The 26,126-nt window shown below is 61.9% G+C and carries 22 protein-coding genes and 1 pseudogene; 14 read left to right on the forward strand and 9 right to left on the reverse strand.

The annotated features are described in order from the left end of the window. Positions 1-27 precede the first annotated feature (27 nt). The 3 genes and pseudogenes from QAO71_RS15960 to QAO71_RS15970 all read left to right on the forward strand — a co-directional run bounded on the left by QAO71_RS15960 (position 28) and on the right by QAO71_RS15970 (position 1,742). Complete coding sequence (locus QAO71_RS15960) at positions 28-510, forward strand: YbhB/YbcL family Raf kinase inhibitor-like protein (protein ID WP_036991927.1); 483 nt, start codon at positions 28-30, stop codon at positions 508-510. 117 nt (positions 511-627) lie between these two features. Beyond that, positions 628-744 (forward strand): annotated as a pseudogene (locus QAO71_RS15965) (DUF4442 domain-containing protein); the annotation flags it as partial. Between the two features lie 188 nt (positions 745-932). Continuing rightward, complete coding sequence (locus QAO71_RS15970; protein WP_036991924.1) at positions 933-1,742, forward strand: thioesterase family protein; 810 nt, start codon at positions 933-935, stop codon at positions 1,740-1,742. Positions 1,743-1,903: 161 nt separating this feature from the next. Here QAO71_RS15970 and QAO71_RS15975 read toward each other — a convergent pair whose 3' ends face one another. Together QAO71_RS15975 and QAO71_RS15980 are read right to left on the reverse strand one after the other, a co-directional pair. Next, entirely contained in the window at positions 1,904-2,572 is a 669-nt protein-coding gene (locus QAO71_RS15975) for a crotonase/enoyl-CoA hydratase family protein (protein WP_074781325.1), read from the reverse strand. Next, entirely contained in the window at positions 2,569-4,203 is a 1,635-nt protein-coding gene (locus QAO71_RS15980) for an AMP-binding protein (protein ID WP_280164883.1), read from the reverse strand. The genes QAO71_RS15975 and QAO71_RS15980 overlap by 4 nt, the downstream gene beginning before the upstream one ends. Positions 4,204-4,424: 221 nt before the next feature. On the opposite strand from QAO71_RS15980, the gene QAO71_RS15985 reads away from it, so the two are divergent. From QAO71_RS15985 to QAO71_RS16020, 8 genes are all read left to right on the forward strand, one after another. Next, positions 4,425-5,210 (forward strand): IclR family transcriptional regulator, encoded by a 786-nt coding sequence (locus QAO71_RS15985; protein ID WP_036991920.1) that lies wholly within the window; start codon positions 4,425-4,427, stop codon positions 5,208-5,210. A gap of 138 nt (positions 5,211-5,348) precedes the next feature. Continuing rightward, on the forward strand, positions 5,349-7,442 hold the full coding sequence (locus QAO71_RS15990; protein WP_074781323.1) for a 3-hydroxyacyl-CoA dehydrogenase NAD-binding domain-containing protein: 2,094 nt from the start codon (positions 5,349-5,351) through the stop codon (positions 7,440-7,442). Between the two features lie 57 nt (positions 7,443-7,499). Further along, positions 7,500-8,696 (forward strand): acyl-CoA dehydrogenase family protein, encoded by a 1,197-nt coding sequence (locus QAO71_RS15995; RefSeq protein ID WP_036991917.1) that lies wholly within the window; start codon positions 7,500-7,502, stop codon positions 8,694-8,696. Positions 8,697-8,708: 12 nt separating this feature from the next. Then, positions 8,709-9,842, forward strand: coding sequence for an acyl-CoA dehydrogenase (locus tag QAO71_RS16000; protein WP_074781322.1), 1,134 nt, complete (start codon positions 8,709-8,711; stop codon positions 9,840-9,842). A gap of 171 nt (positions 9,843-10,013) precedes the next feature. Continuing rightward, on the forward strand, positions 10,014-10,763 hold the full coding sequence (locus QAO71_RS16005; RefSeq protein ID WP_036991913.1) for an electron transfer flavoprotein subunit beta/FixA family protein: 750 nt from the start codon (positions 10,014-10,016) through the stop codon (positions 10,761-10,763). Position 10,764: 1 nt separating this feature from the next. Continuing rightward, positions 10,765-11,694 carry an FAD-binding protein gene (locus QAO71_RS16010; RefSeq protein ID WP_074781227.1) on the forward strand — a complete coding sequence of 310 codons (930 nt, stop codon included), beginning with the start codon at positions 10,765-10,767 and terminating at the stop codon, positions 11,692-11,694. 159 nt (positions 11,695-11,853) lie between these two features. Beyond that, positions 11,854-13,170: a tRNA 5-hydroxyuridine modification protein YegQ gene (yegQ, locus tag QAO71_RS16015; RefSeq protein WP_074778805.1), complete on the forward strand. Its 1,317-nt coding sequence runs from the start codon at positions 11,854-11,856 to the stop codon at positions 13,168-13,170. Between the two features lie 94 nt (positions 13,171-13,264). Further along, a complete protein-coding gene (locus QAO71_RS16020) occupies positions 13,265-14,062 on the forward strand; it encodes an undecaprenyl-diphosphate phosphatase (protein WP_074778807.1) in 798 nt (265 codons plus the stop codon). A gap of 179 nt (positions 14,063-14,241) precedes the next feature. Here QAO71_RS16020 and QAO71_RS16025 read toward each other — a convergent pair whose 3' ends face one another. Both QAO71_RS16025 and QAO71_RS16030 read right to left on the reverse strand, forming a co-directional pair. Then, positions 14,242-16,359 carry a TonB-dependent copper receptor gene (locus QAO71_RS16025; RefSeq protein ID WP_280164884.1) on the reverse strand — a complete coding sequence of 706 codons (2,118 nt, stop codon included), beginning with the start codon at positions 16,357-16,359 and terminating at the stop codon, positions 14,242-14,244. 54 nt (positions 16,360-16,413) lie between these two features. Continuing rightward, positions 16,414-16,809 (reverse strand): DUF2946 domain-containing protein, encoded by a 396-nt coding sequence (locus QAO71_RS16030; RefSeq protein WP_280165699.1) that lies wholly within the window; start codon positions 16,807-16,809, stop codon positions 16,414-16,416. A gap of 224 nt (positions 16,810-17,033) precedes the next feature. Here QAO71_RS16030 and QAO71_RS16035 point away from each other — a divergent pair, with 224 nt between their 5' ends. After that, positions 17,034-18,185 (forward strand): diguanylate cyclase, encoded by a 1,152-nt coding sequence (locus tag QAO71_RS16035; protein ID WP_036991903.1) that lies wholly within the window; start codon positions 17,034-17,036, stop codon positions 18,183-18,185. An 8-nt stretch (positions 18,186-18,193) separates the two neighbouring features. Here QAO71_RS16035 and QAO71_RS16040 read toward each other — a convergent pair whose 3' ends face one another. The 4 genes from QAO71_RS16040 to rarD form a co-directional block, all read right to left on the reverse strand. After that, a complete protein-coding gene (locus tag QAO71_RS16040) occupies positions 18,194-19,306 on the reverse strand; it encodes a dihydrolipoamide acetyltransferase family protein (protein ID WP_074778809.1) in 1,113 nt (370 codons plus the stop codon). Next, positions 19,303-20,298, reverse strand: a complete 996-nt coding sequence (locus QAO71_RS16045; protein ID WP_280164885.1) for an alpha-ketoacid dehydrogenase subunit beta — start codon at positions 20,296-20,298, stop codon at positions 19,303-19,305. The genes QAO71_RS16040 and QAO71_RS16045 overlap by 4 nt, the downstream gene beginning before the upstream one ends. Continuing rightward, complete coding sequence (gene pdhA / locus QAO71_RS16050) at positions 20,291-21,382, reverse strand: pyruvate dehydrogenase (acetyl-transferring) E1 component subunit alpha (protein WP_280164886.1); 1,092 nt, start codon at positions 21,380-21,382, stop codon at positions 20,291-20,293. The genes QAO71_RS16045 and pdhA overlap by 8 nt, the downstream gene beginning before the upstream one ends. A gap of 135 nt (positions 21,383-21,517) precedes the next feature. Next, the gene (gene rarD / locus QAO71_RS16055; protein WP_280164887.1) at positions 21,518-22,435 is read right to left on the reverse strand and encodes an EamA family transporter RarD; all 918 of its coding nucleotides are present in this window, start codon (positions 22,433-22,435) and stop codon (positions 21,518-21,520) included. A gap of 132 nt (positions 22,436-22,567) precedes the next feature. Between rarD and QAO71_RS16060 the strand changes: the two genes are divergently transcribed. Next, positions 22,568-23,278, forward strand: a complete 711-nt coding sequence (locus tag QAO71_RS16060; protein ID WP_074778818.1) for a DUF1722 domain-containing protein — start codon at positions 22,568-22,570, stop codon at positions 23,276-23,278. A gap of 31 nt (positions 23,279-23,309) precedes the next feature. After that, on the forward strand, positions 23,310-24,740 hold the full coding sequence (gene phrB, locus QAO71_RS16065; protein ID WP_280164888.1) for a deoxyribodipyrimidine photo-lyase: 1,431 nt from the start codon (positions 23,310-23,312) through the stop codon (positions 24,738-24,740). A 66-nt stretch (positions 24,741-24,806) separates the two neighbouring features. On the opposite strand, the gene QAO71_RS16070 is transcribed toward phrB, so the two are convergent. Continuing rightward, positions 24,807-26,084, reverse strand: coding sequence for an OprD family outer membrane porin (locus QAO71_RS16070; protein WP_280164889.1), 1,278 nt, complete (start codon positions 26,082-26,084; stop codon positions 24,807-24,809). Positions 26,085-26,126 lie beyond the last annotated feature (42 nt).

Below are 26,126 nucleotides of genomic sequence, written 5' to 3' on the forward strand. Positions count from 1 at the left end.
CACCTCTGCATATAAAAGGAGAACACCATGGGTTTTGCCTTGAATCTCGATCTGCAACTGACCAGCAGCGCCTTCACTGCCGATGGCGCCATTCCCACCCGGCATACCGGTGAAGGGGAAGATATCTCTCCGGCACTGAGCTGGAGCAATGCGCCGGCCGGCACCAAAAGCTTTGCAGTGATCTGCCATGACCCGGACGCACCGCTAGTCTCCGCCAACGGCACCTACGGCTTCGTGCATTGGGTGCTGTACAACATTCCCGGTGAGGTCACCAGCCTGGCCGAAGGCTGTGGGGATTACACCCAGGGGCAGAATAACTTCGGCAAGACTGGCTACGGCGGCCCGATGCCCCCGGAAGGCCATGGTCAGCATAAATACTACTTCTGGGTACTGGCTCTGGATGCCGAGCCGGATCTGTCAGCAGGCCTGGATCTGTGGCAACTGCTGGCCAAGGTCGAGCCGCACACTCTGGCGATGAACCGCCTGGTCGGCACCTACCAGCGCGGCTGATCGATTGAGCGGGTGTCCAATGGAGACCCGTTCAGTTGCTGACTGAACGCCAGGCGGCCTCCGCCAGCATTTCCCGATAGACCGTAGGCGGCGTACTGGCTCTGCCTGACAGCCCCCGATGGTAGCGACGTGGACTGGAGCACCGCCGGTGACAAGCTGGTATCCGTGACCGTATTTGATGAGCAGGACCAGCAGGTATTCACCGCTCGCATCACCATGAACGTAAAACTGTAACCCGCTGCAGAAGCTGCTCCCACCGGGGAGCAGCTGCCAACCCAAGCCCGGCGCGGCTGAATCGGCATTTACAGGAGCGAAAAGCAGCTCATGTATGACGGCGAATTCATGCCGTCATATCAGCTTGCCGCCCTCTCCCTGCATGCCTAGGATGAGCACTCAGCAAGCCTGCCAATGGATAATCACTAATGAGCAACAACCACGCCTTCGATCAGGCCATTGCCCTGACACCCCGCTCCGACAATCTGTACCAGGGCAAGACCAGCGAAGCCTTCCAGAATATGGTCGGCCCGTTTGGCGGGACCACTGCCGCTACCCTGCTGCAGGCGGTATTGCAACATCCCCAGCGGCTGGGCGATCCGGTCTCCCTGACCGTCAACTTCGCCGGGCCGGTAGGCGATGGCGAATTCGAGGTGGAAGCCACGCCACTGCGCACCAACCGCTCGACCCAACACTGGTTACTGCTGCAGAAACAGAATGGCGAGGTGGTCACCAGTGCCACGGCTTTTTTTGCCATTCGCCGTGACACGCTGACGGAGCAGCAACTGAGCGCTCCACCAGCGCCGGCACCAGCCTCGCTGCAGCGCATGGATATCAGCATTCGTAATTGGTTCAAGCAATACGATTTCCGCTTTGTGCACGGTATTCCGTTGATGGGTCGCGCAGAAGGACAGCCGCTCGATACCGAATCGCTGTTGTGGGTACGCGACGCGGTGGAACGGCCGCTGGATTTCACTTCGCTGACGGCGATGGGGGATGTGTTCGCCCCGCGCATCTTCCTGTTGCGCAAGAGTTTTACGCCATCAGGTACCGTGTCCATGACGCACTATTTCCATGCCACCAGCGACGAGTTGGAAAAGGTAGGCAGCGGTTTCCTGCTAGGTCGCGCGCAGGCTTCGCGACTGCATAACAACTACGCGGATCAGGTTGCCCATTTGTGGTCGGAAGATGGCCTGCTGCTGCTGACCAGCACCCAGTCGGTGTATTTCAAGGAGTGACCTTGATGGGCTGGCTCGCTGTTAGCGTCAGCCCAGGTTGTCGAGCAGGTGCTCGACAACCCGAAAGACGGGCCGCAGCGTCACCGTCAGCCGCGGCGCAAAACCTGATTCCCGGGTGTAGCGCACCTGCGCTACGCCTGTGCCGCCCGGCGACCGAAGGATCAGGACGCCGCCAGCGCCGCTACCACTTCCGCCCTTAATGGCGCATTGAGCAGCAGACGGGTTTCCCGGTAGGCCTGGCGATGCAGCGCCGCCAACTGCCGGGCCTTGTCACGGGCGCGCTCCAGCAGATCACCGCCGGTTGCCAGTTCATCATAAAAACCCGCTTCCAGCGCCTGCTCCGGGTCCAGTGTCTGGGCCTGCAGGGCGCAGCGATTGAGCCAGCTCGGCGCCAGCCGCGCGCGGGCCTGGGGCATGGCGGCATCGGGCATGGTCATGCCGATGGCCACTTCATTCAGACTGATACTGAACGCGCCTGCTGCACCGATGCGATAGTCAGCCAGCAGCAGCATGAACGCTGCCTTGGCCATCGCATGGCCGGTGCTGGCGATGACCACCGGTGCCGGATAATCCAGCAGGGCCAGGGTCAGGCGATCACCCGCGGCGCGCATGGCATCGCAGGCTGGGCCACCGGCGGCGATCAGCTTGCGATCGTAGCCGCCACTGAAACAGCCGGCCCGGCCATAGATAAGCAGCGCAGCATCAGCCTTGGCGGCTTCGGCAATGGCCTCCAGCAGACTTTCCAGCATCTGTTCGGACAGTGCATTGACCTTGCCATCGTCGAGCGCGATCTCCGCCACGCCATCGGCGATGCTCAGCGACAGGCTCATGCACTTACCTCTGCTACCTCTGCCCTCGCCTCATCACGCAGTACCCGGCGCAGCAGTTTACCGACAGTGGACTTGGGCAGATCGTCACGGATCTCGACGAAGCTCGGCACCTTGTAGCCGGTCAGCTGTTCGCGGCAATGGGCAACGATATCGGCTTCGGTCAGGTTCTGGTCATGCAGGCTGACATAGAGCTTGATGGCCTCGCCTTTGCGCTCATCAGGAATACCCACCGCTACACACTCGCGGATGCCCGGGTGGCGCATGACCGCGTCCTCGATGTCATTGGGGTAGACGTTGAAACCCGAGACCAGAATCATGTCCTTCTTGCGATCGACCAGCTTGAGGAAACCATCCTCATCGATGACGCCGATATCGCCGGTTTTCAACCAGCCGTCGGCAGTGAAGGTTTCAGCGGTGGCTTCAGGGCGCTGCCAATAGCCTTTCATTACCTGCGGTCCACGCACCAGCAGTTCGCCCGGCTCGCCGGTCGGCAACTCGTTACCTGCATCGTCGACGATCTTCAGCTGGGTATCGATGATTGCCTGACCGATATAGCCTTCCTTATAAGGAGTGGTAGCGGTAGCGGCAATTACCACCGGCGAGGTCTCGGTCATGCCGAAGCCTTCACGGATGACGCTGCCGGTACGCTCGTACCAGCGCTTGGCGACCGCCAGGTTCAGCGGGGCTCCACCGGAGTTGACCCACTTCACCTGGCTGAAATCGATGCTGTCGAATTGCGGGTGCGCCATCAGGGAGACGAACAGGGAGTTGATACCGGTCAGCAGCGTGATGCGGTGGCGCTGCAGATCAGCAATCATATTGTCCAGGTCACGCGGGTTGGTGATCAGCACGCTGTTGAAGCCGGTGAATACCGAGGCTAGGCAGTTCGCCGTGAAGGCGAAGATATGGTACAGCGGCAGCGGTGAGACGCGAACTTCGTTACCGTATTCCAACTCACCGGGGCTGAGGATGCTGACCGCCTGCAGTACGTTGCACAGCAGATTGTTATGGGTCAGCATGGCGCCCTTGGACACGCCGGTGGTGCCGCCGGTGTACTGCAGCACCGCGAGGTCTTCCAGCCCGCGCTGCGGGTCGACTTCCGGCAGCGCCTTGCCCTTGGTCAATGCCGCCATGAAGCGGGTCACGTCGGCCTCGTCGCTAGCTACCTGGGGGTTGCTCCAATCGTCTACGCTAGTGACAATCAATCGCTCGATGGCGGTCTCGCCTTGCACAGCCCGCACCAGCGGCACCAGCTTGTCGAGTACCACCACTGCCCGGGCGCCGGAGTCGGTAAACTGATGGCGGGTTTCCGGCACAGTGTACTGGGGGTTGGTGTTGACGATGACCAGACCGGCCTTGAGCGCACCGAAGATGGTGACCACATACTGCAGCAGGTTGGGCAGTTGGATGGCCAGGCGGTCGCCGGGCTGCAATCCGAGTTCATGGCGCAGGTAGCGAGCAAAGCTGTCCGACTTGTCTCGCAACTCCGTGAAATTGACCGAATCCGCACCGCAGGAGAAGGCGGTCTTGTCGCCGTAAACATGACTCGCCTGCTTCAGCAGATCATACAGATTGGTATGACCGAGTTCGGCCAGCCGGCCGGCGACAACGCAGGATTCTGGTGTGGACATCTGAACCTCTTTTTTGGACTATTATTTTGCAGTGCGGAATAGAATACCAAAAGATGCTATTCTATCTGTCGCGGCTGTGCAATCATCGGTACAAATCAAAACAAAATTGCTGTGCAGGACATTTCCGTTGGTTCCGCCCGCATGAAAAGAGTAGCCCGGCATCGTCTGCGCGGCAGCGGTCGCTACGCAAGGATGCCCTTCCATCAAGGTATGAATGCTTTATGAATGACGATCAGGCAACACCCAACCCAACCAAGGACCGCAAATTCGTCGAGGCACTCTCACGTGGGCTTGATGTGTTGCGCGCTTTCAGTCAGGGCTCGGTGGTCCTGGGCAACCAGGATATTTCCCGGATCACCGGGCTACCCAAACCCACTGTGTCGCGCATGACCTATACGCTGACCAAGCTCGGCTATCTGGCCTACTCGCCACAGCTGGAGAAGTACCAATTGGACTCCGGTGTGCTGGCGCTGGGTTATGCCTATGTCTCGAACCTGCGGGTACGCCAGCTGGCCAAGCCCTACCTCGATGAATTCGCGCGCAACACCAACACCTCCGTGGGCCTGACCTGCCGCGATCGTCTGTCGATGATCTATGTGGAGAATTGCCGTCCCGCCGAAATCACGTCGCTGCGCATGGATGTCGGTGTGCGTCTGCCGCTGGCTACCACCGCCGCCGGTCGTGCCTACCTGGCCGCGATGAAGGAAGAGGAACGCCGGCACGTGATGAGCTCCCTGGCCGAACGCCATCCGGACACCTGGCCGGAGCTCAAACAACAGCTGGAAGAATCCTTCCGCGACTACGAAAAATATGGTTTCTGCCTGTCCCTCGGTGACTGGGATCGCAATGTGAATGCCGCTGGCGTGGCCTTGCATCTGCAGGACGGTACGCTGATGGCATTGACCTGCGGTGCACCGACCTACCTGGTGTCCGAAGAGAAAGTGAAGAACCAGTTGGCGCACCAGTTGGCGATCCTCGCCCGGGATATTGAACGCCTCGGCGTATAACCATCAACGCGCCTTATGTCGCACCATTTTCCAACGGGCATCGACAACGCTCTGCAAGTTTTGTATTTTGCCATGCGAAACATGGTTTCATTATTCCGCACAATGAAACGCATCTGATCGACTCACAGGAGATTCATCATGTCGGACGTGGTCACACTGGAGCGGCAAGGCGCCGTTGCCGTTGTCAGAGTCAACAATCCGCCGGTCAACGCTCTGGGCGTGGCAGTGCGTCAGGGGCTGGAGAACAGCTTCAAGGCCGCTGAGGCCGACCCTGAGGTCAAGGCCATCGTACTGGTCTGTGAAGGCAACACCTTCATCGCCGGCGCCGACATCAAGGAATTCGGCAAGCCGCCACAGTCGCCCAGCCTGCCTGACGTGGTCAATGGCATCGAGGCCGGCAGCAAGCCGAGCGTCGCCGTGATCCATGGCACCGCCCTGGGTGGTGGTCTGGAAGTGGCGCTGAGCTGCCATTACCGCATCGCTCGCAAGGACGCCAAGGTCGGCCTGCCGGAAGTCAAACTGGGCCTGCTGCCCGGCGCCGGCGGCACCCAGCGTCTGCCCCGCGTGGTAGGTGTCGAGAAGGCTCTGGACATGATCGTCAGCGGCGCGCCGATCAGCGCTACCGAAGCCAATCAGCTGGGTGTGGTCGATGAAGTGTTCGACGGCGAGCTGCTGGCCGCAGGCCTGGCCTTTGCCAACAAGCTGATCGCCGATGGCAAGGGTCCGCGCCGCACCGGCGAGCGCACCGACAAGCTGGAAGGCGTCGACAATGCGGCGCTGGTCGCTGCCAAGCGCGCCGAGCTGGAAAAGAAAGCGCCTGGCCTGTTCTCCCCGCAGCGCTGCGTCTCCGCCGTCGAAGCCGCCTTTACCCTGCCGCTGACCGAAGGTCTCAAGCGCGAGCGCGAGCTGTTCGCTGAATGCCTGGTCTCCCCGCAGCGTGCTGCGCTGGTGCATGCATTCTTCACCGAGCGTCTGGCCTCCAAGGTTGACGGCCTGCCGAAGGACACCCCGGTGCGTGAGTTCAACTCCGCCGCGGTAATCGGTGGCGGCACCATGGGTGTCGGCATCGCCATGTGCTTCGCCAATGCCGGTATCCCGGTGAAAATTCTGGAAATCAGCGAAGACGCTCGGGACAAGGCGATCCAGCGTGCTCGCGATACCTACGGCATGAGCGTCAAGCGCGGCAGCCTGACTGAAGCGGCGCTCGAAAAGCGCATGACCCTGATCAGCGGCGTGACCGACTATGCCGACCTGGCTGATGTGGACGTGGTGGTCGAGGCGGTATTCGAGGAAATGGGCGTCAAGCAGAAGGTCTTCGAAGCCCTGGATGCCAACTGCAAGCCCGGCGCCATTCTGGCCAGCAACACCTCCTCACTGGATTTGAACCAGATCGCCCAGTTCACCAAGCGCCCCGAAGACGTCGTCGGCCTGCACTTCTTCAGCCCGGCCAACGTCATGCGTCTGCTGGAAGTGGTGCGCGGCGAGAAGACCAGCGACGAAGTGCTGGCCACCGCCATGGCGATTGGCAAGAAGTTGAAGAAAGTGGCCGTGCCCGTGGGCGTGTGCGACGGCTTCGTCGGCAACCGCATGGTATTCCAGTACGGTCGCGAATCCGAGTTCCTGCTCGAAGAAGGCGCCACACCAGAACAGGTGGACGCTGCGCTCCGTAAATTCGGCATGGCCATGGGCGCGTTCGCCATGCGCGACCTGTCCGGTCTGGATATCGGTCTGGCCATCCGTACCCGTCAGCGCCAGACCCTGCCCGCCGAATTCAAGCTGCCAACCATCCTCGACAAGATGGCCGAGGCTGGCATGCTCGGCCAGAAGACCGGCAAGGGCTTCTATGTCTATGAGAAGGGTTCGCGTACCCCGCTGCCGAACCCCGAGCTGCCGGCCATTTTGGCGGCCGCTTCCAAAGAGCAGGGCGTCGAGCGTCGCGAGCTGTCCGATGACTACATCATCGAGCGCACCATGTACGCCTTGATCAACGAAGGGGCGAAGATCCTGGAAGAAGGTGTTGCCCAGCGCGCCAGCGATATCGACGTCATCTACATCAACGGCTACGGCTTCCCGGCGCATCAGGGCGGCCCCATGTTCTATGCTGACGCCGTCGGTCTGGATCGTGTCTATGCTCGCATCTGCGAATTCCACGAGCAGCTCGGCGCCTGGTGGAAGCCAGCGCCGCTGCTGGAAAAATTGGCCAAAGAAGGTCGCAAGTTCGCCGATCTCTGAGACTTTTCTGCGGGCACCCGACGGGTGTCCGCAGCTGAATAACAACGAGGACCCAACATGGAAATCCATTACACAGCTGAACAAATCGCCTTCCGTGATGAAGTGCGTGCATTCCTCAAGCAGGAGCTGCCAGCCGATATCTCCCGCAAGGTAAAGCTCGGCAAGCACCTGACCAAGGCTGACCACGAGCGCTGGCAGCAGATCCTGTCCCGCAAGGGCTGGTACGCGCCAGGCTGGCCGGTCGAGCACGGCGGCACCGACTGGGGCCCGGTAGAGAAACACATCTTTGATGAAGAAACCTCTGCCGCCGGCGCGCCGCGCACCATTCCCTTCGGCGTCGCCATGGTCGCTCCGGTGATCATCAAGTTCGGTACCGAAGCACAGAAGCAGCAGTACCTGCCACGCATCCTGTCCGGTGAGGACTGGTGGTGCCAGGGCTACTCCGAGCCAGGCGCCGGTTCCGACCTCGCCTCGCTGAAGACCCGCGCCGTGCGCGATGGCGACCATTACGTCGTCAACGGTCAGAAGACCTGGACCACCCTGGGCCAGCACGCCAACATGATCTTCTGTCTGGTGCGTACCGACCCGGAAGCCCAGCAGCAGCGCGGCATCTCCTTCCTGCTGATCGACATGGCGACCCCGGGTATCACCGTGCGCCCGATCATCACCCTGGACGGCGACCATGAAGTCAACGAAGTGTTCTTCGATGACGTTCGCGTACCGGTGGAAAACCTGGTCGGTGAAGAGAACAAGGGCTGGACCTGCGCCAAGTACCTGCTGACCCACGAGCGTACCGGCCTGGCCGGCATCGGCGCCTCCAAGGCGGCCTTGAGCCACCTGAAGAAGATTGCCGCCAAACAGGAAAAGGGCGGCAAGTCGCTGCTTGAAGACACCCTGTTCCGTGCGCAGATCGCTGAAGTGGAAATGTCGCTGATGGCGGCTGAAGTGAGTACCCTGCGCATCGTCGCCGCTGCCTCCGAAGGCGGTGTACCGGGTGCGGAAAGCTCGATCCTCAAGGTTCAGGGCACCGAGATCCGCCAGGCCATCACGCATCTGATGCGCAAGGCGCTGGGGCCATATGCCCTGCCCTTCCTGCCGGAAGAGCTGGAGCTGGACTACGACGGCGAATTCCTCGTCGACGACTATGCCGCTGCCCCAGCCTCGACCTACTTCAACATGCGCAAACTGTCGATCTTCGGCGGATCCAACGAGATCCAGAAGAACATCGTCTCGAAAATGATTCTCGAACTCTAAGGAGCGCCGATCATGGACTTCAAATTGACCGAAGAGCAGCAGATGCTCCAGGACACCGCGGCCCGTCTGGTTCGCGACGTTTACACCTTTGAAAAGCGCCTCGAGTTCAGCGCCAGCGACGCCGGTTTCAGCACCGAGTTCTGGCAGCAGCTGGGCGAGCTGGGTCTGACCGCTATCCCCTTCGCCGAAGAGCTGGGCGGTTTTGGCGGCGGCGGCGTGGAAACCATGCTGATCATGGAACAGCTGGGCCGCGGTATCTGCCTGGAACCCTACATGGAGTCGGTAGTACTGGCGGGTGGCCTGATCGGCCAGCTGGGCAACGAGCAGCAGAAGGAAGAACTGCTGGGCGCCATCGCCAGCGGCGAACTGCAGGCCAGCGTCGCTCTGGAAGAGCCGAGCAGCCATTACAACCTGTATGACGTGCAGACCACCGCCCGGCAGTCCGGCAGCGAGTGGCTGCTGAGCGGCCGCAAAGGCGTGGTGATCGGCGGCCATACCGCCGGCAAGATCCTGGTCTCGGCCCGTACTGCGGGTGATGTACGTGATCAGCAGGGCATCAGCCTGTTCATCATCGACCCGAACGCCGAAGGTGTCAGCCGCCGCGTCTACGCTACCGTGGATGGCCGCAAGGGCTGCGAGCTGTTCCTTGATAACGCCAAGGGTGAGCTGCTGGGCACCGCTGGCGATGCCTATGACGCCATTCGCTATCAGAGCGGCCGCGCCATCGCCGCCCTGTGTGGCGAAGCGGTCGGCGCCATGCGTACCGCTTGCGACCTGACCCTGGAGTACCTGAAGACCCGCAAGCAGTTCGGCGTGCCGATCGGCAAGTTCCAGGTACTGCAGCACCGCATGGTCGACATGATCAGCGAACTGGAGCGCGGCACCTCCATGGCCATCCTGGCCGCCTGTCTGGCTGACGACAAGGACAGCGAGGAGCGCAGCGCCAAGCTGTCCGCCGCCAAGTTCATCGTCAACCGTGCCGCTCGTTATGTGGCCGAGCAGTGCATCCAGCTGCATGGCGGTATCGCCATGACCTGGGAATATAACGGCGCCCACTACGCCAAGCGTCTGGTCATGATCAGCCACCAGTTCGGTGATGACGATCATCACCTGGAAGCCTACTCCAACCAGCTGGTTGTTGCCTGAGGCAACCTTGAGGCCGGAAAAACAGGAATTTGTCCTGTTTTTCCGGCCAATTCATTTCAATCAGGCGGCCTGGGTACTATCGGACACGAAAACTGCCCGGTATGCTAAGGCCCCTTTTTAATGTCACACGCCCCGACGGGCGTTTCACAGACTTGCGGAGGACTAACGTCCATGAAAATCCTCGTCGCCGTAAAGCGCGTGGTTGACTACAACGTCAAGGTTCGCGTCAAGGCGGACAACAGCGGTGTTGATCTGGCCAACGTCAAGATGTCCATGAACCCCTTCTGCGAAATCGCCGTGGAAGAAGCGGTACGCCTGAAGGAAAAAGGCGTGGCGACCGAAATCGTCGCCGTCACCGTCGGCCCGACCGCTGCCCAGGAGCAGCTGCGTACCGCCCTGGCACTGGGCGCCGACCGCGCCATCCTGGTCGAGTCCGCTGACGAACTGAACTCCCTGGCTATCGCCAAGCTGCTCAAGGCGGTCGTCGACAAGGAACAGCCGCAGCTGGTCATCCTCGGCAAGCAGGCCATCGATTCCGACAACAACCAGACCGGCCAGATGCTGGCTGCGCTGTCCGGTTACGCCCAGGGCACCTTCGCCTCGGCCGTGAATGTCGACGGTGAGCGCGTCAAGGTCACCCGTGAAATCGACGGCGGTCTGCAGACCGTTGACCTGAAACTGCCGGCCATCGTCACCACCGACCTGCGCCTGAACGAGCCGCGCTACGCTTCTCTGCCGAACATCATGAAGGCCAAGAAGAAGCCGCTGGACGTGCTCAAGCCCGACGAGCTGGGTGTCAGCACCGCCTCCACCCTGAGCACCGTCAAGGTCGAAGCCCCGGCTGCCCGCAGCGCTGGCATCAAGGTCAAGAGCGTTGACGAGCTGGTCGACAAACTGAAGAACGAAGCCAAGGTGATCTGACATGACGATTCTGGTTATTGCTGAACACAACAACGCCGAACTGAATGCCGCCACCCTGAACACCGTGGCTGCTGCCGCTGCCATCGGTGGTGACATTGACGTACTGGTTGCCGGCGCCGGTTGCGCCGCAGTGGCCGACGCCGCTGCCAAAGTCGCAGGCGTCTCCAAGGTCCTGCTGGCCGACAACGCTGCCTATGCGCACCAGCTGCCGGAGAACATCTCCCTGCTGATCGCCGAACTGGGCAAGGGTTACAGCCACGTCCTGGCCCCGGCCAGCACCAACGGCAAGAACTACCTGCCGCGCGTTGCCGCGCTGCTGGACGTTGATCAGATCTCCGAGATCATCGCGGTAGAAAGCGCCGATACCTTCAAGCGCCCGATCTACGCCGGTAACGCCATCGCCACCGTCAAGTCCGACGCGGCGATCAAGGTCATCACCGTGCGCGCCACCGGTTTCGACCCGGTTGCTGCTGAAGGTGGCAGTGCGGCGGTAGAAGCCGTTGCTTCGGCCCAGGACGCCGGCACCTCCGCCTTCGTTGGCGAAGAGCTGGCCAAGTCCGACCGCCCCGAACTGGCGGGTGCCAAGATCGTCGTTTCCGGTGGTCGTGGCATGCAGAACGGCGACAACTTCCAGCTGCTGTACGGCCTGGCCGACAAGCTGGGCGCCGCTGTCGGTGCCTCGCGCGCCGCCGTTGACGCCGGCTTTGTACCGAACGACATGCAGGTCGGTCAGACCGGCAAGATCGTTGCTCCGAGCCTGTACATCGCCGTCGGTATCTCCGGCGCGATCCAGCATCTGGCCGGTATGAAGGACTCCAAAGTCATTGTTGCGATCAACAAGGACGAGGAAGCGCCGATCTTCCAGGTCGCGGACTACGGTCTGGTTGCTGACCTGTTTGAAGCGGTGCCGGAGATGGCCAGCAAGGTGTAAACCTGCGGCAAGCTAGGCAGTAGACAACAAGCCCCCGGCTCGGAAGAGTTGGGGGTTTTGTTTTTTGACCATCGCCCCATTCCTGATCCTGATCAATGTCCCACTCAAGCCATGAGGATATGCTCCCCGCCCCTCTTGTCTTGTAAACAGGATCATCCCATGCCCCACGCCCCTGAACTGCTGGCCCCGGCCGGCACCCTCAAGGCCATGCGTTACGCCTTCGCCTATGGCGCCGATGCGGTCTATGCCGGTCAGCCGCGTTACAGCCTGCGTGTACGTGAAAACGATTTCCACAACCCGGCCGTGCTCGCCGAGGCGATTGCCGAGGCGCATGCCCAGGGCAAGAAATTCTATCTGGCGAGCAATATCGCCGCGCACAACAGCAAGGTGACCACCTATGTCCGGGATCTGCAAGAGATCATCGCCATGGGCCCGGATGCGCTGATCATGTCCGATCCCGGGCTGATCATGCTGGTGCGTGAACGCTGGCCGCAGATGCCGGTGCACCTGTCGGTGCAGGCCAATGCCACCAACTGGGCGACGGTGAAGTTCTGGCAGCAGCAGGGGCTGGAGCGGGTGATTCTGTCCCGCGAGCTGTCACTGGATGAGCTGGAGCAGATCCGTCAGCACTGTTCGGACATGGAGCTGGAGGTATTCGTGCACGGTGCGCTGTGCATCGCCTATTCCGGGCGCTGCCTGCTATCCGGCTATTTCAATCACCGCGATGCCAACCAGGGCGCCTGTACCAATGCCTGCCGCTGGAAATACGACCTGCAGCCAGCGCAGGAAACGGCCGAGGGCAATGTCGAGGCTGTCGCTCCGGCCAGGGAGCCACAGGAGGTGCAGCCGCAGCCGGTGTATCTGCTCAACCAGAGCGACAAGCCGGACGAACAGATGGCCATCGAGGAGGATGAGCACGGCACCTACATCATGAATTCCAAAGATCTGCGCGCGGTGCAGCATGTGCAGCGCTTCGTCGATATGGGGATGCACTCGCTGAAGATCGAAGGCCGTACCAAGTCGCACTTCTATGTTGCGCGTACCGTGCAGACCTATCGCCAGGCAATCGATGATGCGGTGGCAGGTCGCCCCTTCGACATGGCGCTGATGGATGATCTGGAAAGCCTGGCCAACCGTGGCTACACCGAAGGTTTCTATCGCCGCCACCCACCGGGGGTGTACCAGAACTACGAGCAGGGCAACTCGCGCATGTCGCGCCATCAGTTTGTCGGCGAAGTGCTGGAAGATCTGGGCGAATGGCTGAGCATCGAGGTGAAAAACCGCTTTGCCGTCGGCGACCGCCTGGAACTAATGACGCCTTCGGGTAATCATAGCTTCACTTTGAATTCGCTGCTGGATCGACGCGGGGAACCAGCGGACGTGGCGCCGGGTACCGGGCATATCGTACGCATTCCGAAACCACTCGGGCTGGATGTGAGTATGGCGTTGCTGCTCCGCTATCTACCGGAGCAATAACGGCTAAGCAAGACACTCGCGCTGGCGTTCCGATCATGGTTTACTGGCGCGCTCCACTGAACCTCACTCTTCATATCAGGAGCGCGTATCCGCTATGGATTGGTTGCAAGTTGTCGTTCTCGCCCTGCTCCAGGGTCTCACTGAGTTTCTACCTGTATCCAGCTCTGCCCACCTGATCCTGGTCCCGGTCCTTACCGGCTGGCCGGATCAGGGGCTGGCGTTCGACGTGGCATTGCACTTCGGCAGCCTGTTTGCGGTGCTGCTGTATTTTCGCCGCGACCTGATCGGCATGACTACCAGTTGGACGCAGTCGCTGGTGACTCGCAAGCCCAATGATGATGCGCGGCTGGCCTGGGGGGTGCTGTTTGCCACTATTCCAGTGGGGCTCGCTGGGCTGGCGTTCAAAGATGACATTGAGCTATACCTGCGCTCTCCTTTCTATCTGGCTTTGGGGCTGGTTTTCTTCGGCCTGCTGCTGGGCTGGGCCGACTGGCGTTTTCGGGGCAGCCGCACCGAGAGTCAGATGACCTGGAAGGATGTGCTGATCATTGGCTGCGCCCAGGCGCTGGCACTGTTTCCCGGCACCTCGCGGGCCGGCATCACCATTACCGCAGCATTGATGATGGGGTTGAACCGGGAAGCAGCCTCGCGCTTCTCCTTCCTGCTGTCGATCCCCGTGATCCTGCTGGCCTGCCTGCTCAAGACCAAGGATCTGGTCGAAGCCCAGGTGCCGGTGGAATGGGGGGCCATGGCCCTGGGCGTCCTGGTCTCGGCGATCAGCGCTTTCCTCTGTATCCACTACTTCCTGGTATTCATCAAGCGCATCGGCATGCAGCCGTTCGTGATCTACCGGCTGATCCTGGGTGCAGCGTTGTTGGTGGTGTTCTACTGACCTGGACGGGTCGAGCTCCTGGGAACGTCGAGCCCACGGGCCGCGATCGGACTCGATGAAAGGAGCCAGCCGGCACGCACAAAACCGCCCGCCAGCACCATGGACGAGCTGGTGCTCGTCCCTCCCAGGGTTGTGGAGTGTCCGACATAAGGGGCTGCAGGCAGCCCCTCAGAGTTACCTCAGAAGCTGAAATCCAGCTTCGCCCACAGCGTCCGACCCGGCTCGTTGATCCGGGTATCGGCCGGGAAGCCGAAACTGCCGTTGCCAGCCAGATTGAGATGTTCGGCGTAAGCCTTGTCCAGCAGGTTATCTACCCCGACACTGCCCGTTATTTCAGCACTGAAGCGATAGGCCGCGTTGATCGACAACACGCCGAAACCGGACGAATCACCAAAGTCGCGACTGGTGACGTTACCCTTGCCATCAGCAGTGCGGCTCTGCGCCGCCACCACCCGCCACAGGGCACCAGCACTCCAGTTGTCCCGGGCATAGGTCAGATTGACGCGTGCATCCAGTGGCGGCATCTGCGGCAGGGCTTCGCCGTCGCTGCGATTGCGCCCCCAGGCCCAGGCCAGGCTGGTTTCCGCTTGCCAGTTATCCGTTATATCCAGCGCAACACCCGTTTCGGCACCCATGATCTGGGCATCGATATTTTCCGCGTTACTGCCCATGCCGGTGTAATCAAACAGGATAAAGTCATCAACCACCCCGGCATAACCGGAGATCCAGGCCTCCATCCCCTCGCGCTTGTATTGCAGTCCGACATCCAGCTGCGTGGTGCGCTCGGGATCAATACCGTCAAAGGCGTTGACCGCACCAAGCGATTGGTTGGGCGAGAACAGCTCCCAATAATCCGGGAAGCGCTGCACATGGCCAATGCCCACATAGGCGGTGGCCGGCAGGCTGGACAGATCCTGCTCCAGGCGCAGGAAAGCACTGGGCAAAGTTTCCCGGCGGGTATCGCCGGCAGTAGGGTTGGGCATGGCGTGCCCGCCGCCGTGCATGCCACCGCTGACAGTGGCCCGGGAGTCCTCAACGTGGTGCTGATCCAACCGCATACCGCCGATCAGCCGCTGATCATCCTGCCGGGACCAGGTCAGCTCGGAGAACAGGCCAATCTGGCTGAAGCTGGCGTCCTTGACCCATGGCTGCTGACGATAGGTGTCGATGCCCATGCCGTTGCGGGTGCGATGGGTGTTGCGCTGGGCGTCGGCACCGGCCAGCAACTCCAGGTCATCCCAGACCCAGATCGAGGCCAGCCGCATGCCCAGGGTGCGGCGGTCGACATTGGACGCCATCGGGTGCGGCATCATCATGCCCGAGGGCACCCGCAGATTGTAGTTGTCCATTACATGGTCGGCATAGTTGTAATACACCCGCGCTTCCAGCTCCTGCAGCGCACCGCCGTGGAATTGCCTTTCGAAGCGCAGACCCAGACTCTCCCGCTCGAACTGCGAGCCATCCATGCCGCGCCCAGCGTAGCGCGCCTCGCCATCACCGGCACCAACGCTCAGCTCCAGCAGGGTATCGTCATCCGGTGTCCAGCCCAGGGCCAGGTCGGTGTTCCATTTGTTCCAGCGCGACGGCACACGATCGCCATTACCGTCCTTGTAGTCCCCGGACCGGGAACGGTTACCGCTCAGCCGCAGGTAGCCGTCGCGGCTGCCGATGGCACCGTCCACTTGCATATCGCGGCGGGTATTGGAGCCGCCTACCACGGTGGCATCCAGCCGGCTGCCCGGCTCATCGAAGCTTTCCGGCAGGCGATCAAACAGAATGGTGCCGGCTGACGCGCCCGGTCCCCAGGCCACGGTCTGTGGTCCCTTGATCACGGTCAGCTGATCGAAGTTCTGCGGCGCGATGTAGGAAGACGGGGCGTCCATGCGCGAAGGGCAGGCACCGAGCATCTCGCCGCCGTTGGTCAGCAGCTTCAGCCGCGATCCGAACATGCCACGCAATACCGGATCACTGTTGCTGCCACCGCTGCGGACGGCCGAGAAACCGGGAATGGTCTTCAGGTAGTCGGCGCCGTCGCTCGCCGGGATCGGCTGACGCGCTTCCTTGGGGTTGGTGATGATGGTCAGTGGTGAATCCTGCTGCACGGCGGTGATCACCCGAGGCGGCAGCGACAGGTGCTCCAGTGAGTGCGCGTGATGATGTTCGTCGGCCAGGGCGCCACCGGCGAGCAGTACGAGCAGCGCCGCATGGGCGGCCTGCCAATGCAGGCGCGCGGGTTGCACGGCAAAGATTCCGGGCAGACGCGCACGCGCCTGCCGGTCACACATATTTCGGGACATGGCAATTTCCACTTCAATATTCAACAGCGCCGCGACAGCGCGCGGCAACGGCGTTCAGCTGTGAAAATAGCCAGGTGGGGCCCGGGCATGACTGCCACCATGTCGCAGCATCGGCAACAACGGGGCGGTAGGCAGTGACGCAAACCGCTCCGGTTCATGCCGGGGCAGAACAAGGTCGACGGACAGGCTCAGCGGCGGGTTGAGGGTCAGCAGCTCGCAGTAGCCACACAGCTCCAGAGCGGCTAGCCAGGCTGGCTCGCCGGGACTCTGCCGGTGGTGGCCATGGCCGCCGGCATCCGGCTCGCCATGGCCCGCATGAACATGCTGCTCCTGCGGCGCCACGCTGGCCTGGGCCATTTGCAGCGCGGAATACAGCGGGCCGACATGAATCATCAACATGGCAAACAGGCCAAGCCAGATACAGGATGTCGTCAGCCGTTTGCGCACCAGCAGCAGTTCCTTTCTCGTCAATGAAAGCCCGGTGAGTCTGCGTTCGAGATAATCAGCCGAGCGGCGGTCATGCGTGACCGGGCCATGCCAGTGTAGATGAATCCGTAAGTCCATTCCTTGGGCGCGGTCAATTTTTCCGGATTGTTTGATCTGCATCAGTTGCTGGTAAGAAGCCCCAGGCTAATCTGGCCCCATGCCATCATAACAACATCAAACGAGTCCCCATGTCTGCCCTCGTTGACCTGTTCTGCCAGCGACTCAGCTCCCTTCTTCCTGCCGAGCTGGAGCCCCATGAGCGCGTGAAACTACTGACGCCGCTCCGCCACCCGCTGCTGGTCAGCCGCCAGCGGGCGCACCTGATCGTGGACCGGGTACGCCTGTTCGCGTTGTTGTTCGCGCTGCTCACACCGCTATGGGGCATCGTCGATGTGCTCGCCTTCCCCAATCCCCTGTGGGGTCAATTGTTGGCGTTGCGATTGCTGGTGTGCGTGGCGTTCTTCTGCCTGCTGCTGTTCTACCGTGAGCGGGGCCGGATGGCCGATGCTTATCTGGCCATGTTCATCCTGTTCGCCATTCCGACGCTGTTCTATATCAGCTCACACACCTTGCTGGCGCACTACCAACTGGTGGATATGCCCGCGGCGGTCGCCGCCGGTTACGCCTTTCTGCCCTTTGTGCTGATGGCTGGTCTGGCGCTGTTCCCACTGACGTTGCTGGAGAACCTGCTGGTCGCCATGGTGCTGTTACTGGCCCAGGGCATCGCCGGTTATCTGAACTGGTCAACCTTGAACTGGCCCTCCTTCGTCGGCGCTTTCTGGCTGCTGATCCTGATTGCCGGTGTCACCGGGCTGGCCTGCATGAGCCAGCTGGCGTTCATGATGGCCCTGCTGCGCCAGGCAATCCGGGATGACCTGACCGGCGTGTTCAGTCGTGGCAGTGGCGAGGAAATCCTGCAGATGCAGTGGCACACCAGCCAGCGCAACAACAGCGCCCTGTCTCTGGCCTTCATCGACCTGGACCGTTTCAAGGAAATCAACGACCTTTTCGGTCATGCCATGGGCGATCAGGCGTTACGCAGCGCCAGCCAGCACATCCAGAACTGCATGCGCAGCTCAGACAGCCTGGTACGCTGGGGCGGCGAGGAATTTCTGCTGATCATGCCCGATACCGATATGACCCGTGCCCGCCAGGCCATGGAGCGACTACGCAGCAGCGGGCTGGGCCAACGACCGGACGGCCTGCCGCTGACCGCCAGTATCGGTCTGGCCGAGCGCTATTTCGACCACATCGACTTGCCCCAGCAGTTGCTGGAGCTGGCCGACCAGCGCATGTATCACGCCAAGGCGTCCGGGCGCGATCGCATCCATGCGCTCTGACGAGGCGGTCATTCGGCCGCCTGCAGATCCTCCACCAGCGCCTTGAGAAAACGCGCCGCTTCGCCACCGGTAACCGCGCGATGATCCACCGTCAGTGATACCGGCAGGATCGGGTGCACCGCCACCTGCCCCTGGTGGGCCACGGCCTGCTCCCTGATCACCCCGGCACCGATGATCGCCACCTGCGGCGGCATGATCACCGGGCTGGCATAACGGCCGAACAGGGTGCCGTAATTGGACAGGGTGATGGTCGCGCCCATCAGTTCGCGCGGCGGAATCGAGCGGTTCAGCACGTCCGCGCGCAGCCGCGCCAACCCCTGACGCAAGTCCTCCGCGTCACGGTTGCCAACATCACGCAACACCGGCACGAACAGCCCGTCCGGGGTATCCACTGCCACACCGAGGTCGATGTGCTGATGACGGGTAATGCTCAGGCGCGCGCCGTCGAAGCCGACATTCAGCGCCGGCTCTGCCTGGCAGGCACGGGCAATGGCCCGTGCCAGGCGCACCATCGGGTCACGCGCGCCAGCGTCCCATTGATGCAGATCGGCATCCTCAACGATGGTAACCGGGACCACTTCGGCATGGGCGCGGGACATATTCTTGGCCATGGTCCGGCGCACGCTGCGTAGCGCTTCGCCCGCTGTGGGCTGGGTGTCGGCGGCCTGGACATCGGCCACCGTGACCAGCCCGCCAGGCCCGCTGCCTTCGAGCTGGCCCAGCTCCACACCGAGGCGCCTGGCCAGCTCGCGAGCTGCCGGCATTACCGGCAACGGGCGGGCATCGCGGCTGGAGGGCGCAGCGCCGATGATGAAATCGTCCGCCGCCAGATCGCTGGTGCCACTGGCATGGCCCAGGTTACCGACCACGGTACCGCTGTCCTCGCCCTCGCCTTCGAATTCCACCAACGGCTCGCCCACATGCAGCAGATCACCCGACGCACCGAAACAACGGCTGATCACCCCGGCCTGGGGCGATGGCACCTCGACGATGGCCTTGGCGGTTTCCACCGAGACCAGCAGTTGATCCACCGCCACCTCATCCCCGGCCTTGACGTGCCATTCGACAATTTCCGCCTCCTGCAGGCCCTCACCCAGATCCGGCAATTTGAACTGTTTCATTGATCATTTCCCCGCATGGTCTGACGGCCGGCCTCACAGATACTGTCCACATCCGGCAGGTAGGCCATTTCCTGCCGGGCATAGGGAATCACGCAATCGAACCCGGTGACCCGCTGCACCGGCGCATGCAGGCTGTAGAACAGCTGCTCCTGCACCAGCGCGGCGATTTCCGCGCCGGGCCCGTAACTGCGCGCCGCCTCATGCACGATGACGCAGCGCCCGGTCTTGCCGACCGAGGCGAGGATGGTGTCGCCGTCCAATGGTTTGAGCGTGGCCACGTCGATCACTTCGCAATCGATGCCCTCCTCGGCCAGCCGACTGGCCGCTTCCAGGGTTTCCTTCAGCGCTGCGCCCCAGCTGACCAGGGTCAGATCCTTGCCCTCGCGCAGGGTAAAGCAGGTGTCCAGCGGCAACGCCTGGCCATCGTCCTCCACCACTTGCTGCACCGAGCGGTACAGCCGCGACGGCTCAAGAAAGATCACCGGGTCCGGATCGGCAATGGCAGCCAGCAGCAGACCATAGGCCCGCCGTGGCGATGAGGGCACCACTACGCGCAAGCCGGGAACGTGCGCCAGCAGCGCTTCGGTACTTTCACCGTGATGTTCCGGTGCATGGATACCGCCGCCGTGGGGCGTGCGCATGACCATCGGGCAACTCAACCGGCCGCGGGTGCGGCTGCGCAGGCGGCTGGCGTGGGAAACCAGATGTTCCATGCCTGCGTAGATAAAACCCATGAACTGGATTTCCGCCACGGGTTTGAGCCCCTGTGCGGCCATGCCCACGGCAATGCCGGTGATCAGCGTTTCGGCCAGCGGCGTATCCATCACCCGGCGAAAGCCGAAGCGCTCATGCAGACCGACCGTGGCGCGGAATACACCGCCATTGGGGCCGACATCCTCCCCCAGCACCACCACATCCGGATCGTCAGCCATGGCCCGGTGCAGCGCCAGGTTGATCGCCTCCACCATGCAGACAGGTTTGCGTTCAGTCATGGGCCGACCCTCCCAGGGCAGCTGCCCGAATCAGCAATTCATCGCGCTGTTGCCGGTAGCGCTCCGGCAACTCGGCAAACAGGTGGTCAAAGGCGGCGCCCGGATCAGCCTCAGGCAAACTGCGGAACGCCTCCACGGCGGCATTGATCCGCTCGCCGAGGTCCCGCTGCAGTTGCTGCTCCTTCTCCTCGTCCCACAGGCCCTCGCCATGCAGAAAGCGCTGCAGGCGACCGACCGGCTCGTGCTTCCAGGCCTCGCTCAGCTCATCGGCGTCGCGGTAGCGGCTGGCATCATCCGAGGTGGTGTGGTCGCCCAGCCGGTAGGTTACGCACTCCACCAGCGTCGGCCCCTTGCCCGCCCGGGCGCGCTCGATGGCGATACTGATGCGGTCATACACGGCCAGCACGTCATTGCCATCCACCTGCTCACCGGGAATGCCTGCCGCCAATGCCTTGTGCGCCAGCGTCGGCGCAGCGGACTGCAGGCTGCGCGGCACCGAGATCGCCCACTGGTTGTTGTTCACCACGAACACCACGGGCAACTGCCAGACACCGGCCAGGTTCAGGCTTTCCAGAAAATCGCCCTTGCTGGTCGCACCATCGCCGCAGGTGGTCACCGCCACCCGTGGTTGCTGGCGGATACGGAAGGCCGAGGCCACCCCGCAGGCATGGCAGGCCTGAGTCGCAATCGGTACACAGATGGGGAAGTCTTCCAGCGCCCCGGGTGCGGTCCAGGCGCTGCCGCGCTCATCACCGCCCCAGTACGCCAGGATGTCCTGCATCGCAACCCCACGCTGCAGCTGCGTGGCGGTGTCGCGGTAATAGGGAATCAGCACATCGGCCTCGGTCATCGCCCGCCCCAGCGCAGTGCCAATGGCTTCCTGACCGAGGGTCGAGGCATAGGTGCCGATCTGGCCAGTGCGCTGCAGAGCGACGCATTTCTGATCGAAGGCACGGACCAGGGTCATCTGACGATGAAAGTCGAGCAGCAGTTGGGGATCATCGACCCAGCCGGGTAGTTCACCTGATGGCTGGCCGTGATCATCAAGATAACGGGTATAGGGAATGGGTACGGATAAGGGCATGGCTATCCTCCTGACCATTGTGGACGGCCGGCTTGTGACCGGTCTCCCCGCTACCGCCCGGGTAGGGCGGCGACGCTGACGGCGCGAATGCGCTCGTCAGCAGTATAGGTCAGGTTTCGCAGCGGCAAGGTTGCCTCAACGCGGCTCGCTGTTCCCGGCCGCGGTTTGGCGCAGGGCCCTGCGGTTGCGCTGCACGTGGCGCAGCCCCTCGAACACCAGCACGCCCACGGCTATCCAGATTGCCCCATAGGTGAGCCATTCATTCGGTGCAATGCTCTCGCCCAGCAACAGTGCCACCAGTACCAGCAACACCGGCTCGACGTAGCCAAGCAGGCCGAACAGGGTAAAGGTCAGCAGCCGGCTGGCGAGAATGTAGGTCACCAGCGCCAGAGCGCTGAAGGCGCCGAGCAACCCCACCAGCGGATACAGCCGAGGAAACTCGCTGAACAGCGAGGGCGCCGTTCCACCGGCCCAGGCGAACCAGCCGGCGACCGGCAGCAGCAACAGCATGTCGAACCAGAAACCGCCGAGGTTATCGGTGCCCGTCAACCGGCGCAGCACGAAGTAGGCAGGGTAACCCACGGCCACCAGCAGCGTCTCCCAGGCAATGTTACCGGCCTGCAGCAATGCATGGCCGACACCCAGTACGGCGAAGACGATGGCCAGTTTCTGCAGGCGCGAGGGATGCTCGCGGAAGACCAGATACCCCGCCGCCACCATGCTCAGTGGTAGCAGGAAATACCCCAGCGATACTTCCAGCGCCCGACCATTGACCGGAGCCCACATGAATATCCACAGCTGGAGGCCAACCAGCAGGGCGCTCAGCAATTGCACCAGAATCAGCACCGGGCGCCGCCGTATCCGCCTCGCCAACTCCCGCGCCAGCGGCCAGTAACCGGCCAGCAACATGAACAGGGTGACGAAGGGAAAGGTCAGCAACATCCGCCAGCCGAAGATCTGCTCGCCGTCGAGGGGCATCAGCAGGGTGGAGAAGTAATACAGCCCCCCGAATAGCACCGATGCCGACACCGACAGGATTACCCCGATAGACATGTCACCTCCCGGCATATGAGAAAAAAGTGTTGCCCCAGTCCTGCGGGCGGACACAATGCACGCCGGCAAGGCAATTGTCGATCCCTGCCTCTGCTGTCATTCTGACGCTCTTGGACAATGAGTGAGACTGTCGTGCCTGAGTCTGTTGCCGTCAAGGTGGGTATCATCGGTCTGCCGGATGCTTCCCTCTGCAAAATACTGGAAAAGCAGCTGGAGCTGGTGCCGCAGCTCCAGTTGCAAGCGTGCCTGTCGGCAATCAACGGGCTCATCGTGTCGCCGGACAACCACACCAGTGATGGGATCGACGCCACTACATTGGCCTTGGCGCGGCCCGACCTGCCCATCGAAACAGCCGGCGCATTGGCCGATCCGGCGCAGCTGGTGCATTTTCTCATGCGGGTCCACGCCCATGCGGCGTGGCAGGCATTGCACGCCGCGGGGCTGTCGCGCAGCGCACTGGTGGATTTCCACTCCCGCTACAAATACCAGCTCATGGCCTGTTCGCCCCGCGCCTACCGCGCACTCGGTCGCCAGCTCGGTCAGAGCGCAGACCAGCCGCTGCAGCCCTTTGCCAATGACTATTTCCACGCACTGATGGAAGCGTTGCGCACGCCGCCAACGCCGGGGCTGCATTGCAATGTGCTGATGCACCTGAGCGGCTATTTCACCCGTCAGCTGGACGGCACCCAACGGCAGCGGTTGGCACGCAGCATCCTGGCGTATCGTCACGGAGCCGCTTCTCTGACTGAACCTCTGGGATTGCTCCGACAGCATCTGCGCGAACATCCCAACCCGTATCTGTCCCGGCAGGTCTATCTGCAGCCCTATCTCGATGACCTTTGAACAAAGAGCCCTTCACGTAACGGAATCTCCCATGCAACTGATCTGGTTTCGCAATGACCTGCGGGTGCACGACAACACCGCCCTGACCGCTGCACTGGAACAAGGGCCGACCATCGCCCTGTTCCTGCTCAGCCCCGCCCAGTGGCAGGCCCATGATGACGCGCCAGCCAAGGTCGACTTTCGGCTGAGCAACCTGCAGGCGCTGGCCGCCGAACTCCAGCAACTGAAGGTTCCGCTGTTGATCCGTACCGCAGACCACTGGGCGTCGGCGCCGGAGGTGCTGGCCCAACTCTGTGGCCAATACCGTATCGAGCAGGTACACGCCAATGAGGAGTATGGCGTCGATGAAGCCGCGCGGGATGAGGCCGTGGCCAGGCGGCTGGCCGAACAGGGGACCAGGTTTCGAGCCTGTCTTGATCAACTGCTGTTTCGCCCGGGCACTCTGCTGACGCGCTCGGGTGGCTATTTCAAGGTCTTCAGCCAGTTCCGCAAGGCCTGCCTGCAGCAGCTGCGGCTGGCGCCGCCCCGCTGCCTGCCCCGGCCGCAATCCCAACCCGCCCTGACTATCGACAGCGACCCACTACCCACCAGCGTGGCCGGCTATGCTTTTGCGGACGAATCATTGCGCGCCCTGTGGCCCGCAGGCGAAGCGGTAGCGCGGCAGCGCCTTGAGCTGTTTGCCGAGGATCATCTGCACGATTATGCCGAGCGCCGCGACCTCCCGGCCGAGCCCGGTACCAGCCAGCTCTCGCCTTATCTGACCACCGGGGTGCTCTCGCCGCGCCAATGTCTGCATGCCGCGCTGATGTCCAATCAGGGTGAGTTCGACAGCGGCAACGTCGGCGTGACCACCTGGGTCGATGAGCTGCTGTGGCGGGAGTTTTACAAGCACATTCTGGTCGGCTTCCCGCGGGTATCCCGTCATCGAGCGTTCCGTCCGCATACCGAAGCAGTGCCCTGGCGCGACGCACCGGATGAGCTGATGGCGTGGCAGCAGGGGCGCACCGGTTTTCCGTTGATCGACGCAGCCATGCGCCAACTGCTGGCTACCGGCTGGATGCACAATCGCCTGCGCATGGTGGTGGCCATGTTCCTGAGCAAGAATCTGTTGATCGACTGGCGCGAAGGCGAGCGCTATTTCATGCGGCACCTGATCGATGGTGATCTGGCGGCGAACAATGGCGGTTGGCAATGGAGCGCCTCCACCGGAACCGACGCGGTGCCCTGGTTTCGCCTGTTCAATCCGATCACTCAATCCCAGCGCTTCGACCCACAGGGGCGCTTTATAAAGTACTGGCTACCGGAGTTACGCGAGCTGGATCGGCGTGACATTCATGACCCGTCGCCCTTCTCCCGGACGATGTGCGACTACCCTGCTCCGATCATCGATCTGGCGGACAGCCGAGCACGGGCCTTGGCGGCGTTCAGGAATCTGCCACCAGCGGGTTCTGGTCTGGATTGAGAGGTGGGGTGTGGCGCGGTACAAAGGCGAATTGGTCTCTGTACCGCGCCAGAAGGGCACAGCTGCTTAGAAGATGTTCATCGGGAAGTCGACGAAGATGCGCACTTCGTTGCCATCTTGGACGTAACTATTCGACGCACGCAATACCGAACTGCGCAGGCGAACGCTGAGGTCCTTGGCAGCACCGCTCTGAACAACATATTTGAACTGGTTGAATATTTCACGCTCGCTAGCATTGTTATCTACGCGAGCATTGGTCACAGAATCACGGACAGTGATATCAGTACCGCGAACATAAGCGAAGTTATAGCTCAGACCCGGAATACCAAACTGAGTAAAGTCCAGACCATAGCCCAGTTGCCAGGAACGCTCGTCTTCCCCGTTAAAGTCGGACCAGAAGGAGTTGGCCACCCAGATGGTGGTGCCGCCATCGCCTACAGCATCTTGATTCTGGTAGAAGCCATAGTTGTAACCGGTGTCACCGCTGCTGCGCTGGTAGGCCAGAGTGAAATCATGTGGGCCAGTGGCGTAGTTGGCGGACAGGCTCCACAGGTTGTTGCGATCACCCCTGCCATCCCAGTCCTTGTCCTGCTTGGTGCGGTAGCCGCTGAAGCCCATGGTCAGCGTATCGCCGCTGTTCAGCGGACGAATGTAGTTCAGGTTGGCATACTGACGCTTGAGCACATCTTCAACATCAGAGGCGTACAGCGCAGCGCGGACATTGTCGTTGAACTGGTAGCTACCACCCAGTACTTCGATGGAGTTCAGCCCGCCGCTGTCGCGACCCTCATCGCTTTTGCGATGTTGAGCATGGAAACGACCGGCATGTACGGTCAGGCCATCAATCTCGTTGGAGGTGATCATGGTACCGGTATAGGCTTCCGGCAGCAGACGGGAGTCATCGTGACTCAGTACCGGCAGCGACGGACGCTGGTCACCATAGGCCAGGACGGTCTTGGAGAAACGCGCCTTGACCGCAGCACCGGCATGGGCCATGTCACGCTCAACATCACCATTGTTGTCGATCATGAAGAAATCGATACCGCCGGCGCCAGCACGACCATTGCCGCTATCCAGACGCAGTCCGTACATACCAAAGGCGTCCACACCAAAACCCACAGCGCCCTGGGTAAAGCCAGAGTTGAAGGTCAACACTGCGCCCTGACCCCACTCGGCCTTGTCATCGTCACCGTCGCGGTAGTCACGGTTCATATAAGCGTTGCGCAAGAACAGATCAAGACTGCTGTCTTCAACAAAACCATTGGAGTCCGCCTGGCTGGCAGCCAGTGCGGGAGCGGAGGTCATCAGAGCCAGTGCGATGGCGCTCAGTTTGTATTTAGTCATTTGGATGCCATAGATGCTGTTGTATTTAGTGTTGGACCCATC

The organism is Halopseudomonas sp. SMJS2 (assembly GCF_029866945.1).
In the GTDB taxonomy this organism is placed as follows: Bacteria; Pseudomonadota; Gammaproteobacteria; order Pseudomonadales; family Pseudomonadaceae; genus Halopseudomonas; species Halopseudomonas bauzanensis.